Origin of the sequence: Streptomyces sp. NPDC086766 (assembly GCF_044746005.1) — a bacterium.
Classification (GTDB): Bacteria; Actinomycetota; Actinomycetes; order Streptomycetales; family Streptomycetaceae; genus Streptomyces.
In genome coordinates this window covers 223,243-237,869 of record NZ_JBIVBI010000011.1, presented here as the reverse complement: position 1 = coordinate 237,869, position 14,627 = coordinate 223,243, and the positions used below count along the sequence as shown (strand labels likewise).

The following is a 14,627-nucleotide window of genomic DNA, read 5'->3' as shown; positions in this document are numbered from 1 at the left end:
CGGGACGTTCTCAGCCTCGCACGTTTCCGGGCCGTGGGGCCGTTGGGCGTCGGGGCGGGTCAGGAGTGCACGGCCGTCAGCCGGCGCAGCGGCACCTTGTGGCGGTGGGGGCGGGCGGCCGGGAGACGCAGGCCCATCAGTTGCGGTACGGCGACCTCGGGAACCCGGTTCACCGGGCTGTGGAGCTCCTTCGCGACGGCCAGACCCAGGTCGACGTCGACGGGGGTGGCGGCGTCGACGGTCTCGGTGGTCTCGTGCACAACCTGCTCGATCATGACGGTCTCCTTCTGGCTCAGGTGCTTCAGTGCTTCAGGTGCTGTGGTGCTCCGGGTGCTCGGTGGTTCAGGTGCCGGGGTGCTCCGGGTGCTGGGTGCTTCAGGTGCCGGGGTGCTCCGACGGGGCGGGGCTCAGGGCTCGTCAGTTCCGGGAGCCGGACCGCAGCTGGGCGAGGTCGGCCTTGACGGTGTCGGCCGGGATGGCGAAACCGAGGCCCACGCTGCCCGCGCCGGACGAGTCGGTGCTCGAAGTGGCGGAGTACATGGCGGAGTTGATCCCGATGACGTCGCCGTTCGCGTCGATGAGCGCGCCGCCGGAGTTGCCCGGGTTGAGGGAGGCGTCGGTCTGGATCGCCTTGTAGGTCGTGGTGGAGGACCCGGTGTCGCCGTTGAACTCCCGGCCGCCGAACTCGAACGGCCACTGTCCGCCGCCGTCCTGCTGTCCCTGGCCCTCGCCGGTCGAGACGGTCACGTCACGGTCGAGGGCGGAGACGATCCCGCTGGTGACGGTGCCGGTCAGGCCCTCGGGGGAGCCGATGGCGACGACCTGGTCGCCGACCGAGACACCGGCGGAGTCACCGAGGGAGGCCGGCTTCAGACCGGAGGCGCCCTCCAGTTCGACCAGGGCGAGGTCCTTGGAGCTGTCGGTGCCGACGACCCGCGCGCCGTACTGCTTTCCGTCGCTGGTGCGCACCTTGACCGACGAGGCGCCGGCCACGACGTGGTTGTTGGTGACGATCTGGCCGCCGCTGGTGATGATCACGCCGGACCCGGTGGACGAGCCGTCGCCGAGGGTCGCGTTGATCTCGACCACGCTCGGGCTCACCGCCTCGGCGATCGCCGCGATGCTGCCCCGCCGGCCGGCGGGCACCGCGGTGGTGCCGGTGCTGCTCGCGGTGGCGACCGTGTCCTGGCCGGTCAGTTCCTGGAAGGCGTAGGCGGTGCCGCCGCCCACCGCCGCGGCGGCGATCGCCACGGCGGCGAGCAGCGCCGTCGGTCCCTTGGCGCGCCCACGAGGCGCGGGCGCGGGACCCGACGGAACGGGGGGCGTGAGAGCCGTGCCGCCCCCCTGACCGGCCGCGAGCGGACCGCCGTACGTCCCCTGCGCGCCGTGTCCGCCGTGCCCGCCGCCACCGTCGGCGAAAGCGGCTGCCGGGGTCGGCGCGTACGCCGGCCGGGGCGGCCACTGCGGGTGCACGGGAGAGGAGGCGTGCTGCTGCTGGGGATACGCGGACGGCTGGTGCGCGTCACCCGGGGAGGGCTCGTGTGCGCCGCCGCGGCGGATGCTCTCGGTCATGACTATAAAAATGACCCGCGATCATGAGAGGCTCCTGAGTCCCCGCTGAGAAGCCCGACAGAACCTCGTATGCCCGATATAAAGGCCGGTCCGGGGCGCCCTCAGGGGGCAGGCCGGGGCGCCGTGCCCGGCTACGCGCAGCCGCAGGAGCTGCGGACGACCAGCCGCGAGGGGAACACCTTCAGCCGCTCCCGCCGGGACCCGGCGACCCGGAGGCCGTCGTCCAGGACGAGGTCCACCGCGGCCCGCGCCATCGCCGACCGGTCCGAGGCGACCGTCGTCAGCGGCGGGTCCGCGAGCGCCGCCTCCTTGATGTCGTCGAAGCCGGCCACGGCCAGCTTGCCCGGCACGTCGATGCGCAGCTCGCGCGCGGCCCGCAGCAGGCCGATCGCCTGGTCGTCGGTGGAGCAGAAGACCGCGGGCGGGCGGTTCGGCCCGGAGAGGAACTCCAGGGCGACCCGGTAGGCGTCGTAGCGGTTGTAGGGCGCCTCGAAGAGCCGCCCCTCGGTCGGGATGCCGGCCTCGGTCATGGCGCGCCGCCAGCCCTCGACGTGGTCGGAGACGGGGTCGCCGACGGAGGGCGTCTCGGCCGTGCCGCCCATGCAGGCGACGTACTCGTAGCCGTGCTCCAGCAGGTGCCGCACGGCGAGCTGCGCGCCGCCCAGGTCGTCGGTGACGACGGCGACGTCGTCGATGGCCTCGGGCCGCTCGTGCAGCAGCACCACCCGGGCGTCCCAGGCGTCGATCTCGGCGGCGGCGAGGTCGTTGAGCGCGTGGCTGACCAGGATGAGGCCGGAGACCCGCATCCCGAGGAAGGCCCGCAGATAGTGGACCTCGCGCTCGGCGACGTAGTCGGAGTTGCCGACGAGGACCATCTTTCCGCGCTCGGCGGCGGCCCACTCGACGGCGTGCGCCATCTCCCCGAAGAAGGGCTGGCGGGCGTCCGGGACGATCAGGCCTATCAGGTCCGTGCGCCGCGAGGCCATGGCCTGGGCGACCCGGTCGGGCCGGTACCCCAGTTCCTTGATCGCGGCGAGCACACGCTCCCGCGTGGCCGGGGCGACCGGCCGGGGTCCGTTGTTGATGACATAGCTGACCACGGCGGTCGAAGTCCCCGCCAGCCGCGCCACGTCGTCCCGAGTCACCTTGGCCACGCGCGGAGTCTACGCGGATGGACCCGCTCTGGGCAGGGCGTATCGCTCCTTGGATGTGCGGTCGCAATGCCCTGCCCGCGCGCCCGCTAGGCCTCGGCCCGCGCCTCCGCGGCGACCGGAGCGGTCGCATTGTCCGTATCGTCCTCCTTTGGACGGGCTGCCTTGGCCTTCGCCTCGTCGGCGGCGCGGTCCACCTTTTCAGGCGTAACGAATCGATAACCGACGTTCCGGACGGTTCCGATCAGCGACTCGTGCTCGGGGCCGAGCTTGGCGCGCAGCCGTCGCACGTGGACGTCCACGGTCCGGGTGCCGCCGAAGTAGTCGTAGCCCCAGACCTCCTGCAGCAGCTGGGCGCGGGTGAAGACCCGGCCCGGGTGCTGCGCGAGGTACTTCAGGAGCTCGAACTCCTTGAAGGTGAGGTCCAGCACCCGGCCCTTGAGCTTGGCGCTGTAGGTCGCCTCGTCCACCGACAGGTCGCCGTTGCGGATCTCCATCGGGGAGTCGTCGTTGACGATCTGCTGGCGGCCCATGGCGAGCCGCAGCCGGGCCTCCACCTCGGCCGGGCCGGCGGTGTCGAGCAGCACGTCGTCGATGCCCCAGTCGGCGGTGACCGCCGCGAGGCCGCCCTCCGTCACCACGAGGACGAGCGGGCAGCCGGGGCCCGTCGAGCGCAGCAGCTGGCACAGGCTGCGCACCTGCGGCAGGTCGCGCCGCCCGTCGATCAGGATGACGTCGGCGCCCGGGGTGTCGACCAGTGCGGGCCCCTCCGCCGGGGCCACACGCACGTTGTGCAGCAGCAGGCCGAGGGCGGGAAGCACCTCCGTCGACGGCTGGAGGGCATTGGTCAGGAGCAGCAGAGAACTCATCGCACCCCACCTGCCTGGGTCGTCATACGTCCGTGCACGGTTGGCTCGCCCATGTCGTCTGGTTCCTCCTCGGTCCCGGCGAGGACATCGCGGCACTGCTTCGTACGGTGGTGCGAATCCCGCGCCCCTGGGACCCGCCGCGGCCCCAGGAGGGGGCCACTGTGCGCCCGGCGGCCCGTACACCTGCGGTTTCCCGCGTCGTATACAACGCCTCCCCGAAAGCACAAAAGGACCCGGGGGCTTCACTGCCCGAGTCCTCTTCCCAGCAGAATAGCCGACATGAGCTCGGGTTCGGCAGGTCATGTGGCGCGTTCGTCGATCGTCCCGGAGTCTGAGACGCCCCCGCGCGCACGTGTCAGGACGCTTCTGCGCACGGCGGACGGGGTGCCGGTCGAGGCCGTGTACGAGCCGGGTCCCGTCGTATACGGGCCGGGTCCCGTCGTATACGGGCCGGGTCCCGTCGTATACGGCTCGGCGCCGGACGCGCCGGACGCGCCGTCGTCCGCGCCGTCGCCGTCGTCCCTGCCGTCCTCCGGCGCCCCGGTGTTCGTGATCGCACACGGTTTCACCGGCGACCTGGACCGGCCGCACGTGCGCCGGGCGGCGCGGGCCCTCGCCCGGCACGGGGCCGTGGTCACCTTCTCCTTCCGCGGTCACGGGCGCTCCGGCGGGCGTTCCACGGTCGGCGACCGGGAGGTGCTCGACCTGGCGGCTGCGGTGGCGTGGGCGCGGCGGCTCGGGCACACGCGGGTGGCGACCGTCGGCTTCTCCATGGGCGGCTCGGTGGTGCTGCGGCACGCCGCCCTGTGGGGTCAGCGCGGCGGCGCCGGACCCGAGGGGCGCACGGAAGCGCGGACGGATGCGGTGGTCTCGGTGAGCGCTCCGGCCCGCTGGTACTACCGGGGCACGGCGCCCATGCGCCGGCTGCACTGGCTGGTGACGCGCCCCGAGGGCCGGCTGCTGGGCCGCTACGGACTGCGCACCCGGATCCACCACCGCGACTGGGACCCCGTCCCGCTGTCCCCCGTCGAGGCGGTCTCCCGGATCGCCCCGACGCCCCTGCTGATCGTGCACGGCGACCGGGACGGCTACTTCCCCCTGGACCACCCCCGGATGCTGGCCGCGGCCGCCGGTGACCACGGCGAACTCTGGCTGGAGCCCGGCATGGGCCACGCCGAGAACGCGGCCTCCGACGAGCTGCTGCACCGCATCGGGGACTGGGCGGTCGCACAGGCGGGCTAGCCTGAGCCTGTTCATTGCCGAATGACTCGAGGGACGGGATGGCTAAGGTCACGGTGCGCTACTGGGCGGCGGCGAAGGCCGCGGCCGGGGTCGCCGAGGAGCCGTACGAGGCGCAGACGCTCGCCGAGGCGCTCGACGCGGTGCGCGAACGCCACCCCGGCGAGCTCGCGCGCGTCCTGCGGCGGTGCTCGTTCCTCGTCGACGGAGACCCGGTGGGGACCCGCGGGCATGAGACGGTTCGGCTGATCGAGGGCGGCACGGTCGAGGTGCTCCCCCCGTTCGCAGGAGGGTGAGCGATGACCGACCGGCCGTATGAGGGGTCCCCCGGGGCTTCCCACGAGGGGTACGAGGGATACGACCCGTACGCCCACCAGCACCAGCAGCCGTACGGCGGGGCGCAGCCGCCGCAGCAGCAGCCGTACGGCGGGGCGCAGCCGCCGCAGCAGCAGTACCAGCAGTCGTACGGCGGCCCGCAGCCGCAGCCGCAGCCGCAGCCGCAGTACCAGCAGCCGCAGCAGCAGCAGCAGGCGTGGCCCGGGCAGCAGCAGGGGTACGACGACCCGCGGGCCGCCCAGCAGCACACGCAGCAGTGGCAGGGGCAGACCTGGGACACCCGAACGCACGCCACACAGCAGCCCGTCCAGCCGCCGGCCCCCGCGGCGGAGACGGCCTACCTGCCGCCGGTGCGGCACCAGGAGTCGGCGGCGGCCCACGGCGCGCCGGGCGGCGCGGGCCCCACGGCGGCGCCCCACGCCCCGGCTCCGGGCGCCGCCCCGCGCGGCGCGGCGCCCGGGGAGTCCCCGGAGGCCGAGCCCACGTACGGCCCCGCCACCCTCGCCGGCAACACCCGCCTCACCGACGCGCAGCGGGCCCGCGCCGAGGGCCGCTCGCCGATCATCGAACCCGGGATGCAGCCGGCCGCGCTCACCGCGATTCTCGGCCTGCTGCTGGCCGGGGCGGCGGAGCTCGGCTCCTACGCCCTGCTCGTCCCGCTGGTCGCGCTCCAGGCGGTGACGGCCGCGGGCTGGTTCCGGCTGAACGGCATGTGGCCCGCGCGGCAGGGCATCGCCCTGGGCTTCGCGGGGGCGCTCGCCGCGGACGCGGCGCTGCTGGTCGCGGGCCGGGCGCACGCCCCCGCCGCGATCCTGGGCACGCTCGGCGTGTGGGTCCTGCTCGCCCTCGCCCTGCAACTGCGCTCCCCCGCCGACCCGGACGAGCGGATGTACGGCCTGATGGCGACCGTCGCCGCGGCGGCGCTGGCGATCATCGCGACGGGCTATCTCGCCGCCGGGGCCGACGCGGTCGCGATCGGCGGGGCGGCCGTCGCCGTCGCCGTCCTGGCCCGCGCGCTGCCGCTGCCGACACCGGTCTCCGTGGTCGTCTCGCTGCTGGCCGCGGCGGGCGCGGGCATCGCGGTCGGCGGGATGACCGGGCTGGGCGCCGAGGGCGCGCTGCTCGGCGCGGGCGCCGCGGTGTGCGCGCTCGCCGGCCACCGGGCCGCGAGTTACGACTACCCCTCGCGCTTCGTGCACTTCACGGCCGGTGTGGCCCTTCCCCTGGCGGCCGCGGCCCCGGCGGTGTGGGTGCTGGGGCGGGCGCTCGGGTAGCGGCCCGGGGCGGCCGTCCCGGCCGGGTGGCGCGGGCCGGCCGCCTGTCACAAGTGATCGACAGATCCCCGGGCCGGTCCCGTCCCGGGTTTACGCTCGCGCGTGACGGCCATCCGGTCGTCGAGGACCGTCCGGATAGGGGGAACATGCGTGCGCTGCGAATACTTCTGGTCGTCGTCGTCATCCTGGGCGGGCTCTTCGTGGCGGCCGACCGGCTCGCGGTGCACTTCGCGGAGGGGAAGGCGGCCGACAAGGTGAAGGCCACCGAGAACCTGGACCGCACCCCGGACGTGTCCATCAAGGGCTTCCCGTTCCTCACGCAGCTGGCGAACGGCGAGCTGGACGACGTCCGGGTCGGCATCAAGGACTACGAGGCCGCCACCGGCAAGGGCGAGCAGACGATCCGTATCGACGACATCGAGGCCGACATGAGGGGTGTCACCTTCTCCGGCGACTACAGCTCCGCCACGGCCGCCACCGCCACCGGCACCGCGACCATCGGCTACGACGAGCTCCTGAGGGCTGCCAAGTCCGAGCCCACCCAGGTCGCCCCGGGCGTCACCGCCCGCGTGGTCGGCCTGTCCGACGGGGGCAACGGCAAGATCAAGGTCGCCGTGGAGGCCACCGTGCTCGGCACCCGGCTGCCCAAGCCGATCTCCGTGCTCAGCTCCGTCACGGTCCACGGCAACGAGGTGGGGGTGAAGGCCGACGCCCTGCCCGCGTTCGGCGGCGTGCGGCTCGCCGAGGGCCGGATCCGCGCGATCACCGACTTCCAGCAGGCGATCGACCAGCTGCCCGGTGACATCCGGCTGGACTCGGTGCGGGCGGCGCCGGACGGCGTCGAGATCACGGTGAAGGGCGCGCACGTCAAGCTCGCCGGGTAGGACCCCGCGCGGCGGACGCCGGAAGGAACGTCCGGCAGATGAGACGGGCCCGTCCGCACCGTAGATACGCGAACGGGCCCGGAGGCCCCGTGGCCGTGCGGCGACGGCTCGGGCGGCGCTTCTGTTTCACATGACGGACGATCGCGTCTCATCATGCGACACGCCGGTGACATGTCCGCCCGTACCTCCCTACGATCGACCCCATGCAGTGTCAGACGAGCGTCCTCCGGTCGCGGGGACAGGCGGATCTCACGAAGCGGCGGGCAGTAGACCTGTGCCGCGTCGCCGCCATGCTCTGTCGCCCCTTCTGAGCGGGAGCTCCGCCTCCCGCATTCCCGGCCCCGCCGTCCGAACCGGGGCCCTCCGCGCGCCGCGTACGCAGGCGTCCAGCCGCGTACCCGCGCCCTTCGCACTCGCACGCCCCGCCGCAACTGCCCCGGAGGAGATTGAGCATGAGCCGCAGCGACGTCCTGGTCGACGCCGACTGGGTCCAGGACCACCTGGACGACCCGAGCATCGCCATCGTCGAGGTGGACGAGGACACGTCCGCGTACGACAAGAACCACATCAAGAACGCCATCCGGATCGACTGGACCGACGACCTCCAGGACCCGGTCCGCCGTGACTTCGTCGACCAGGAGGGCTTCGAGAAGCTCCTGTCGGAGAAGGGCATCGCCAACGACCACACGGTGATCCTCTACGGCGGCAACAACAACTGGTTCGCCTCGTACGCCTACTGGTACTTCAAGCTCTACGGCCACGAGAACGTCAAGCTCCTCGACGGCGGCCGCAAGAAGTGGGAGCTGGACGCCCGCGAGCTGGTCGACGGCACCGACGTGCCCGAGCGCGCGAAGACCTCGTACAAGGCCAAGCCGCAGGACGCGTCCATCCGCGCCTACCGCGACGACGTCGTGGCGGCCATCGGCAACCAGAACCTGGTCGACGTCCGCTCCCCCGACGAGTTCTCCGGCAAGCTGCTCGCCCCGGCGCACCTGCCGCAGGAGCAGTCGCAGCGCCCGGGCCACGTCCCGACCGCCCGGAACATCCCGTGGTCGAAGAACGCCAACGACGACGGCACCTTCAAGTCGGACGAGGAGCTCAAGGAGCTCTACGCCGGCGAGGACGTCGACCTGGCCAAGGACACCATCGCCTACTGCCGCATCGGTGAGCGCTCCGCGCTGACCTGGTTCGTGCTGCACGAGCTGCTCGGGGTCCCGAACGTCAAGAACTACGACGGCTCCTGGACCGAGTACGGCTCCCTGGTGGGCGTGCCGATCGAGCTCGGCGCCGGCAAGTAAGACCTCTCGACCTATCTGACCTCTGGAGAAACACATGTGTGGAGCGAAGGCCGGCGGCCCCGACGCCTCGACGATCAAGCCCGGTGAGACGACGATCCAGGGCCAGGTGACCCGCGACGGAGAGCCCGTGACGGGCTACGTCCGGCTGCTGGACTCGACCGGCGAGTTCACCGCGGAGGTCCCCACCTCCGCCACCGGCCAGTTCCGGTTCTACGCCGCCGAGGGCACCTGGACCCTGCGCGCCCTGGTCCCCGGCGGCAGCGCCGACCGCACGGTCGTCGCCCAGAAGGGCGGCCTCGCGGAGGTCGCGATCGCGGTCTGATCCGGACTCCGGACGACCGGTACGACGGAGGGCCGCACCCCCCGGGTTGGACGCCTGGGGTGCGGCCCTTCGGCGTGCCCGGGCCCGCCCGGGCGACCTACGCTGGACCCATGTACGCACGACGGCGTCACGTGTACTTCGCCATGATGGGCATCTGCATCACGCTGTTCGTCCTGGCGTGGGGCGTGGTGCGCCTGTGGTCCGTCCCCGCCGCGGTGGCCATGTGCGTGGTGGCCATGGTGATCCCGCCCGTGGCCGCGGTGATCGCCAACCGGCGCGGCCCCGAGGACCGCTGGTGGGACGACCCGTCGGGCGACCCGCAGTCGGACGAGTGGTGGGACGAGCTCGACGGCAAGAAGCGCCACTAGCGCGGTGACCGGAAAGGCTCACCGGCTCTCAGTAGACGAGCGCCTGCGTCCCGTCTCCCAGCGCCTCCTGCACGAAGACCTGCGCGCCCGCGATCCGCACGCCCTCCAGGACGTCCTTCTCCGTGATCTCGCGGCGGGCCGCGCACTGCGTGCACAGGGTGATGCGCCCGGCCGCCAGGATCGAGTCGATCAGGTCGGGCAGCGGGGCCGCGTGCGGCAGCTCGAACTCCGCGGCCCGGCCCGGCAGCGCGAACCACGACGATTCGCCGGTCAGCCACAGCGAGACGTCGACCCCGCTGGCCACCGCCACCGCCGCGACCGTGAACGCCTGCGAGCAGCGCTCGGGGGCATCCGCCCCGGCCGTCACCTTGATCACGAGCTTCTTCGCCATGGCTGAATCGTAATCACTGCTTCTACAACCACGGGCTTCGGCCACGGGTCTCCCGTGGAGCGCACGTATGGCATGTGCGCTTCATATCGCTGGGGGCGTTGTGGAAGTGCCCGAAGAGGCAGAAAAAGCGGAAGAAGCAGCAGGAGAAGGAGACGGCGAAGCCGCGGGAGCAGCAGGGGGCGCACGGGTCCCGCGCGGCCGGAGGCGCGGCACCGCGGTTCTGGTCGCCGCGGCGGCCGCGCTCGGCCTCGCCGCGGGCACGTGCGTCGGCTACGTCGTCCAGGCCGGCCGCGCGCCCACGAAGCTGCCGTCACTGGCCCAGCCCACCCTCGCGCAGGCCACGGGCCCCGCGCCAGAGCCGCTGTCCGCCGCGCAGGACCGCCGGGTGGGGACCGGGGGGCGACCTGCGCAAGCTGCTGCTCAGGAAGCCGCGAGGGGCGAAGGACGCGCCGCACCTGACGGGCGCCGACGGCTGGATGGACCTGGCCTCCTACGCCCGCACGTTCCATAAGCCGCGGGGGGAGTTCGACGACCTCATCGGCGAGGAGTTCCGGCGCGCAGCCGTCACCGGCTGGCAGGTCGGCAGCACGTACACGGTGGAGATCCGCCTGATCCAGTTCCGGCAGGAGGAGCAGACCGCGGCCTCCGACGCGGCGGAGAACAACCAGTACTGGGCCACGCACGACAGCACCAGATTCGACGCCCCGAGCGACCCCAGCGTTCGGCGCTGGACCGTGCCCGGCACCGAAAGCGGCATGGCGTACGTCCACACCCGGCCCGAGCCCGGCCGGCTGCCGCAGTACACCGCGGAGGCATACGCCTGGCGTGGTGACGTCGCCGTGGAGATCTGGGTCACGGACACCCGGCCGATCCCGAAGGCGAAGATCATGGACCTGGCCCGGCGGCAGATGGAGCAGCTGTGAGCGACTACCCGACCGGGCCCGTGGAACCGGTGGTGACCGCCGTGCCCGCGCCCGTGCCCGAGACCGGACCCCCCGGCAAGCCCGAACGGCGCGGCCGTACGGCCACGGTCGCGGCATCCGTGCTCGCGGCCCTCGCCCTCGTGGGCGGGATCGGCTTCACCGCGGTGACGGTGAACGCCGCCGACCGCGCTCCCGGCGCCCCCGTCTGGACGCTCCCGAAGACCGGGGCCGAGGGCGGCAAGGAGCCCGGCGCACGGGCCGCCACCTCCGGGCTCGCCGACATGCTCCTGCCGTACGGAACCGATGGCCTCGGGCGTGGCCCGGACATCGCGGAGTTCGGATCCGACGCCGTGCTCAGCGGGAAGGAGGCGGCGGCGCTGCGTGAGAAGCAGTTGCTCGGCCTGCCGCGCACCCAGCGGCTGCGGCTGGAGAAGGAGATCGACAGGCAGCGCATCACGGGCGTGGCGATGCGCAGCTACGTCAGCACCACCGAGGCGCAGGACTCGACCCTCTACGCCCACCACGCCTACACGGTGAGCATCGGACTGGTCCGGATGAAGAACACGGCCGCCGTGCGCGGCATGGCGAGGTTCCAGGGCGAGTTCCTGGGCGCCCTGGGGGTCTTCCGCAAGGGCCCGGCGATCAAGGGCCACGAGAACGCCTCCTGCTTCCTGTCGCCCAAGGGTCTCGACGAGGGCCTGGAGACGATGCTGTGCTCCGCGTATGTGGGCGAGGTCCTCGTCAGCGCCACCGCGCACGGGGCCGCACCACTCGACGCCAAGGGGGTGGCGATGCTGCTCGGCGAGCAGCTCGACCGCATCGCAGAGCCGGGGGAGGCGGTATGACCGAGTCGATCGAACACACCGGGCGCACGGCCGTCGCCCCCGCGCCCTCGCCCGACGGCCTCCCGGAGGGGCCGGGCACCGTGGCGGCCCCGGCGAGGAAGGACCGCCGGGTCCTGCGCGCCGTCCTGCGCTGGACCGCCGCCGTGGTGGTCTTCGCCGCGGTCGGCGCCTCGTCCGCCTACGGCATCACCCGGGTCGAGCGTACGGACCTGCCGGGACTGGGGACCGAGTCCGACGGGCGCTGGACCTACCCCGAGCTGACCAGGCCGCCGCTTCCGTCCGGCAGTCCCGGCCCCTTCGCCGCGACGAACAAGGCCGGCACGCACTACGCCGACCTGCGGGCGCTGGTCCTGCCCGCGCCCGAGGGCGCCACGGACGACAAGGCGCTGGACGGCGAACACGGCTGGCTGGCGACGGAGGACTTCCTGGCCGAGTACGCGGCGAAGAGCGACCGCGAGGATCTCGGAGGGACGCTCGCCGACTACGGCCTGCGGCACGTGGCCGCCCGCGGGTGGACCACCCCCGACGGCACGCACACCCGGGTGTACCTGCTCCAGTTCGGCACCGCCGCCCTGGTGGACGACCTGTACGGGAATCGCCTCGCCCCCTACAGCGCGCCGAGCTACCAGGTGCGCGGTGCGCAGACGACCGCCCACGACGAAGCGTTCCCCGACGCGGCGGCGGTCGACGGCGTCAACCGCACCGCGTACGTCGAGCCGAGGCCGTACGGCGCCGAGCAGGTGCGCCAGGCCTACCTCTCCGCCGGCGACACCATCGCGGTGATCACCCAGTCCCGGAAAGGCGGCGCACCGGCCGTGCCGTTCCAGCAGACGGTGACCCTGCAGAGCGAGCTGCTCGGCTGAGCTCCCGCAGGCGCACCTCGTCGAGAGGCCCGGGCCCCAGCCGCGTAAGCTGGGGCCCGGCCCCCGTACGTACCGCACCACGCTCACCGCAAGGAGCACACCCCCGTGGAACTCTTCTACGCAATCCTGCTGGTCCTGGTCTGCGTCGGCGTCCTCGCCTTCGCCGGGCTGACCGTGAAGAAGCTGTACCAGGGCCAGCGCTGACCCCGACCTCCCAGACGGCCACGACGAAGAGCTGCTCATGATCGAGATCCCGTCCGACCTCCACAAGGACCTGGTCCCCCTCGCCTTCCTGCTCGGCAACTGGGCCGGCGCGGGCGTGCACGACTTCCCCGGCGCCGAGAAGTGCAACTTCGGCCAGGAGGTCACGTTCACCCACGACGGGCGGGACTTCCTCGAGTACCACTCGCACACCTGGGTGCTGGACAAGGACGGCAACAAGGTCCGTCCGCTGGAGTCCGAGTCCGGCTTCTGGCGGATCGACGGCACCCGCAGGGTCGAGGTCACGATGACCCGCGACGACGGCGTGATCGAGGTCTGGTACGGCGAGATGGCCGACAAGAAGCCGCAGATCGACCTCGCCACCGACACCGTGGCGCGCACCGCCGCCGCCCGCCCCTACAGCGGCGGCAAGCGGCTGTACGGCTACGTCAAGAGCGACCTGATGTGGGTCGGCGAGAAGCAGACCCCCGAGGTCGAGCTGCGCCCCTACATGTCCGCCCACCTGAAGAAGGTCGTCACCCCCGAGGAGGTCGAGCGCTGGGCCAAGGCCCTCCCGGACGACCTGCCGGACGACGGGATCGCCTTCTTCAAGTAAGCCCCGGGCCCGGGTCGTCCTAGACTTTCAGTGTGGTGAGCACCGACTGGAAGACGGACCTGCGGCAGCGCGGCTACCGGCTGACCCCGCAGCGGCAACTCGTGCTCGAAGCCGTGGACACCCTGGAGCACGCGACCCCCGACGACATCCTCGGCGAAGTGAGGAAGACGGCGTCGGGGGTCAACATCTCCACCGTGTACCGCACCCTGGAGCTCCTGGAGGAGCTCGGTCTCGTCAGCCACGCCCACCTCGGGCACGGCGCGCCGACCTACCACCTGGCGGACCGGCACCACCACCTCCACCTGGTCTGCCGCGACTGCACCAACGTCATCGAGGCCGACCTGGACGTGGCCGCCGAGTTCACCGCCAAGCTGCGCGGGGAGTTCGGCTTCGAGACCGACATGAAGCACTTCGCGATCTTCGGCCGCTGCCGGGACTGCTCGCTCAAGAGTTCAACTGCCGAGTCTTAGGCTTGTGTCCATGAAGAGCCCCCTGCTGTCCCTGCCCGGCGCCGTCGCCGCCGAGGGCGTCGACGAAGGGGTCGCCGCCCACTACGGCGACCTGTTCCGCGAACAGCGCGCCCTTGCCGACGGCACCGGATTCGTCGACCTCTCCCACCGCGGAGTCGTCACCGTCAGCGGCGCCGACCGGCTGAGCTGGCTGCACCTGCTGCTCACCCAGCACGTCAGCGAACTGCCCGCGGGCCAGGCCACCGAGGCGCTGATCCTGTCCGCGCACGGCCACATCGAGCACGCCCTGTACCTGGTGGACGACGGCGAGACGGTCTGGGCCCATGTGGAGCCCGGCACCCAGGACGCGCTGCTCGCGTACCTGGAGTCGATGAAGTTCTTCTACCGGGTCGAGGTGGCCGACCGGACCGCCGACTTCGCCGTGGTGCACCTGCCCGCCGGCTCGATCGCCGAGGTCCCCGAGGGCGTCGTCGTCCGCGAGACGGCGTACGGGCGTGACCTCTTCCTGCCCCGCGCGGACCTGGAGTCGTACGCGGAGAAGGCCGGCCCGCCCGCCGGGCTGCTCGCCTTCGAGGCCCTGCGCGTGGAGCACCACCGGCCGCGCCTCGGCTTCGAGACCGACCACCGCACCATCCCGCACGAGCTGGGCTGGATCGGCACGGCCGTGCACCTGCAGAAGGGCTGCTACCGCGGCCAGGAGACCGTGGCCCGGGTGCAGAACCTCGGCAAGCCGCCGCGCCGCCTGGTCTTCCTGCACCTCGACGGCAGCGAGGTGCACCTGCCGGCGCACGGCACCGACGTCCGCCTCGCCGCCGACGGCCCGGACGGCCGCAAGATCGGCTTCGTCACCACCTCCGTGCGCCACTACGAGCTCGGCCCGATCGCGCTCGCCCTGGTCAAGCGGAACGTCCCGGTGGACGCGCCGCTGCTGGCGGGGGACACCGCGGCGGCGCAGGAAGTCGTCGTCGAACCGTAGCGGCCCGGGCCCCGGAAGCCCCGGGGCCC

At 72.7% G+C, this 14,627-nt stretch carries 19 protein-coding genes; 14 read left to right on the top strand and 5 right to left on the bottom strand.

All coding sequences use genetic code 11. From position 1 onward, the window contains the following. Positions 1-59: 59 nt before the first annotated feature. From ACIPM1_RS21660 to ACIPM1_RS21645, 4 genes are all read right to left on the bottom strand, one after another. Complete coding sequence (locus ACIPM1_RS21660; protein ID WP_356186450.1) at positions 60-275, bottom strand: hypothetical protein; 216 nt, start codon at positions 273-275, stop codon at positions 60-62. A 142-nt stretch (positions 276-417) separates the two neighbouring features. After that, positions 418-1,572: a S1C family serine protease gene (locus ACIPM1_RS21655; RefSeq protein WP_402437071.1), complete on the bottom strand. Its 1,155-nt coding sequence runs from the start codon at positions 1,570-1,572 to the stop codon at positions 418-420. A gap of 131 nt (positions 1,573-1,703) precedes the next feature. Further along, positions 1,704-2,726: a LacI family DNA-binding transcriptional regulator gene (locus ACIPM1_RS21650; protein ID WP_402437069.1), complete on the bottom strand. Its 1,023-nt coding sequence runs from the start codon at positions 2,724-2,726 to the stop codon at positions 1,704-1,706. Positions 2,727-2,812: 86 nt separating this feature from the next. Continuing rightward, the gene (locus ACIPM1_RS21645) at positions 2,813-3,592 is read right to left on the bottom strand and encodes a winged-helix domain-containing protein (RefSeq protein WP_402437067.1); all 780 of its coding nucleotides are present in this window, start codon (positions 3,590-3,592) and stop codon (positions 2,813-2,815) included. Between the two features lie 279 nt (positions 3,593-3,871). Here ACIPM1_RS21645 and ACIPM1_RS21640 point away from each other — a divergent pair, with 279 nt between their 5' ends. The 8 genes from ACIPM1_RS21640 (at position 3,872) to ACIPM1_RS21605 (ending at position 9,313) form a co-directional block, all read left to right on the top strand. After that, on the top strand, positions 3,872-4,834 hold the full coding sequence (locus ACIPM1_RS21640; RefSeq protein WP_402437065.1) for an alpha/beta hydrolase: 963 nt from the start codon (positions 3,872-3,874) through the stop codon (positions 4,832-4,834). A gap of 38 nt (positions 4,835-4,872) precedes the next feature. Continuing rightward, complete coding sequence (locus tag ACIPM1_RS21635) at positions 4,873-5,127, top strand: MoaD/ThiS family protein (protein WP_356186440.1); 255 nt, start codon at positions 4,873-4,875, stop codon at positions 5,125-5,127. A 3-nt stretch (positions 5,128-5,130) separates the two neighbouring features. Then, complete coding sequence (locus ACIPM1_RS21630; RefSeq protein ID WP_402437063.1) at positions 5,131-6,441, top strand: hypothetical protein; 1,311 nt, start codon at positions 5,131-5,133, stop codon at positions 6,439-6,441. A gap of 146 nt (positions 6,442-6,587) precedes the next feature. Next, a complete protein-coding gene (locus tag ACIPM1_RS21625) occupies positions 6,588-7,325 on the top strand; it encodes a DUF2993 domain-containing protein (protein ID WP_402437061.1) in 738 nt (245 codons plus the stop codon). 203 nt (positions 7,326-7,528) lie between these two features. After that, entirely contained in the window at positions 7,529-7,636 is a 108-nt protein-coding gene (locus ACIPM1_RS21620) for an Ms5788A family Cys-rich leader peptide (RefSeq protein WP_351714517.1), read from the top strand. A gap of 141 nt (positions 7,637-7,777) precedes the next feature. Beyond that, positions 7,778-8,623 carry a sulfurtransferase gene (locus ACIPM1_RS21615; protein ID WP_402437059.1) on the top strand — a complete coding sequence of 282 codons (846 nt, stop codon included), beginning with the start codon at positions 7,778-7,780 and terminating at the stop codon, positions 8,621-8,623. A gap of 34 nt (positions 8,624-8,657) precedes the next feature. Further along, positions 8,658-8,945, top strand: coding sequence for a DUF1416 domain-containing protein (locus tag ACIPM1_RS21610; RefSeq protein ID WP_356186429.1), 288 nt, complete (start codon positions 8,658-8,660; stop codon positions 8,943-8,945). A 110-nt stretch (positions 8,946-9,055) separates the two neighbouring features. Beyond that, positions 9,056-9,313 (top strand): DUF3099 domain-containing protein, encoded by a 258-nt coding sequence (locus ACIPM1_RS21605; protein WP_356186425.1) that lies wholly within the window; start codon positions 9,056-9,058, stop codon positions 9,311-9,313. Positions 9,314-9,341: 28 nt separating this feature from the next. Here ACIPM1_RS21605 and ACIPM1_RS21600 read toward each other — a convergent pair whose 3' ends face one another. Then, positions 9,342-9,704 carry a DsrE family protein gene (locus ACIPM1_RS21600; protein ID WP_356186423.1) on the bottom strand — a complete coding sequence of 121 codons (363 nt, stop codon included), beginning with the start codon at positions 9,702-9,704 and terminating at the stop codon, positions 9,342-9,344. A 476-nt stretch (positions 9,705-10,180) separates the two neighbouring features. Between ACIPM1_RS21600 and ACIPM1_RS21595 the strand changes: the two genes are divergently transcribed. From ACIPM1_RS21595 to ACIPM1_RS21570, 6 genes are all read left to right on the top strand, one after another. Continuing rightward, positions 10,181-10,627 carry a hypothetical protein gene (locus ACIPM1_RS21595; RefSeq protein ID WP_402437056.1) on the top strand — a complete coding sequence of 149 codons (447 nt, stop codon included), beginning with the start codon at positions 10,181-10,183 and terminating at the stop codon, positions 10,625-10,627. Beyond that, a complete protein-coding gene (locus ACIPM1_RS21590; RefSeq protein ID WP_402437054.1) occupies positions 10,624-11,472 on the top strand; it encodes a hypothetical protein in 849 nt (282 codons plus the stop codon). Before ACIPM1_RS21595 ends, ACIPM1_RS21590 begins: the two co-directional genes overlap by 4 nt. Further along, entirely contained in the window at positions 11,469-12,335 is an 867-nt protein-coding gene (locus ACIPM1_RS21585; protein WP_402437053.1) for a hypothetical protein, read from the top strand. Before ACIPM1_RS21590 ends, ACIPM1_RS21585 begins: the two co-directional genes overlap by 4 nt. A gap of 241 nt (positions 12,336-12,576) precedes the next feature. Further along, positions 12,577-13,152: an FABP family protein gene (locus tag ACIPM1_RS21580; protein ID WP_402437051.1), complete on the top strand. Its 576-nt coding sequence runs from the start codon at positions 12,577-12,579 to the stop codon at positions 13,150-13,152. 32 nt (positions 13,153-13,184) lie between these two features. Continuing rightward, on the top strand, positions 13,185-13,622 hold the full coding sequence (locus ACIPM1_RS21575; protein ID WP_356186418.1) for a transcriptional repressor: 438 nt from the start codon (positions 13,185-13,187) through the stop codon (positions 13,620-13,622). A 10-nt stretch (positions 13,623-13,632) separates the two neighbouring features. Then, complete coding sequence (locus ACIPM1_RS21570) at positions 13,633-14,598, top strand: YgfZ/GcvT domain-containing protein (RefSeq protein WP_402437048.1); 966 nt, start codon at positions 13,633-13,635, stop codon at positions 14,596-14,598. Positions 14,599-14,627: the final 29 nt, after the last annotated feature.

Excerpts from the sequence above, each read along its gene's own strand:
- ACIPM1_RS21660 (WP_356186450.1), bottom strand. The coding sequence starts at position 275 with ATGATCGAGCAGGTTGTGCACGAGACCACCGAGACCGTCGACGCCGCC.
- ACIPM1_RS21655 (WP_402437071.1), bottom strand. The coding sequence starts at position 1,572 with ATGACCGAGAGCATCCGCCGCGGCGGCGCACACGAGCCCTCCCCGGGT.
- ACIPM1_RS21645 (WP_402437067.1), bottom strand. The coding sequence starts at position 3,592 with ATGAGTTCTCTGCTGCTCCTGACCAATGCCCTCCAGCCGTCGACGGAG.
- ACIPM1_RS21640 (WP_402437065.1), top strand. The coding sequence starts at position 3,872 with ATGAGCTCGGGTTCGGCAGGTCATGTGGCGCGTTCGTCGATCGTCCCG.
- ACIPM1_RS21635 (WP_356186440.1), top strand. The coding sequence starts at position 4,873 with ATGGCTAAGGTCACGGTGCGCTACTGGGCGGCGGCGAAGGCCGCGGCC.
- ACIPM1_RS21630 (WP_402437063.1), top strand. The coding sequence starts at position 5,131 with ATGACCGACCGGCCGTATGAGGGGTCCCCCGGGGCTTCCCACGAGGGG.
- ACIPM1_RS21625 (WP_402437061.1), top strand. The coding sequence starts at position 6,588 with ATGCGTGCGCTGCGAATACTTCTGGTCGTCGTCGTCATCCTGGGCGGG.
- ACIPM1_RS21620 (WP_351714517.1), top strand. The coding sequence starts at position 7,529 with ATGCAGTGTCAGACGAGCGTCCTCCGGTCGCGGGGACAGGCGGATCTC.
- ACIPM1_RS21615 (WP_402437059.1), top strand. The coding sequence starts at position 7,778 with ATGAGCCGCAGCGACGTCCTGGTCGACGCCGACTGGGTCCAGGACCAC.
- ACIPM1_RS21610 (WP_356186429.1), top strand. The coding sequence starts at position 8,658 with ATGTGTGGAGCGAAGGCCGGCGGCCCCGACGCCTCGACGATCAAGCCC.
- ACIPM1_RS21605 (WP_356186425.1), top strand. The coding sequence starts at position 9,056 with ATGTACGCACGACGGCGTCACGTGTACTTCGCCATGATGGGCATCTGC.
- ACIPM1_RS21600 (WP_356186423.1), bottom strand. The coding sequence starts at position 9,704 with ATGGCGAAGAAGCTCGTGATCAAGGTGACGGCCGGGGCGGATGCCCCC.
- ACIPM1_RS21595 (WP_402437056.1), top strand. The coding sequence starts at position 10,181 with ATGGACCTGGCCTCCTACGCCCGCACGTTCCATAAGCCGCGGGGGGAG.
- ACIPM1_RS21585 (WP_402437053.1), top strand. The coding sequence starts at position 11,469 with ATGACCGAGTCGATCGAACACACCGGGCGCACGGCCGTCGCCCCCGCG.
- ACIPM1_RS21580 (WP_402437051.1), top strand. The coding sequence starts at position 12,577 with ATGATCGAGATCCCGTCCGACCTCCACAAGGACCTGGTCCCCCTCGCC.
- ACIPM1_RS21570 (WP_402437048.1), top strand. The coding sequence starts at position 13,633 with ATGAAGAGCCCCCTGCTGTCCCTGCCCGGCGCCGTCGCCGCCGAGGGC.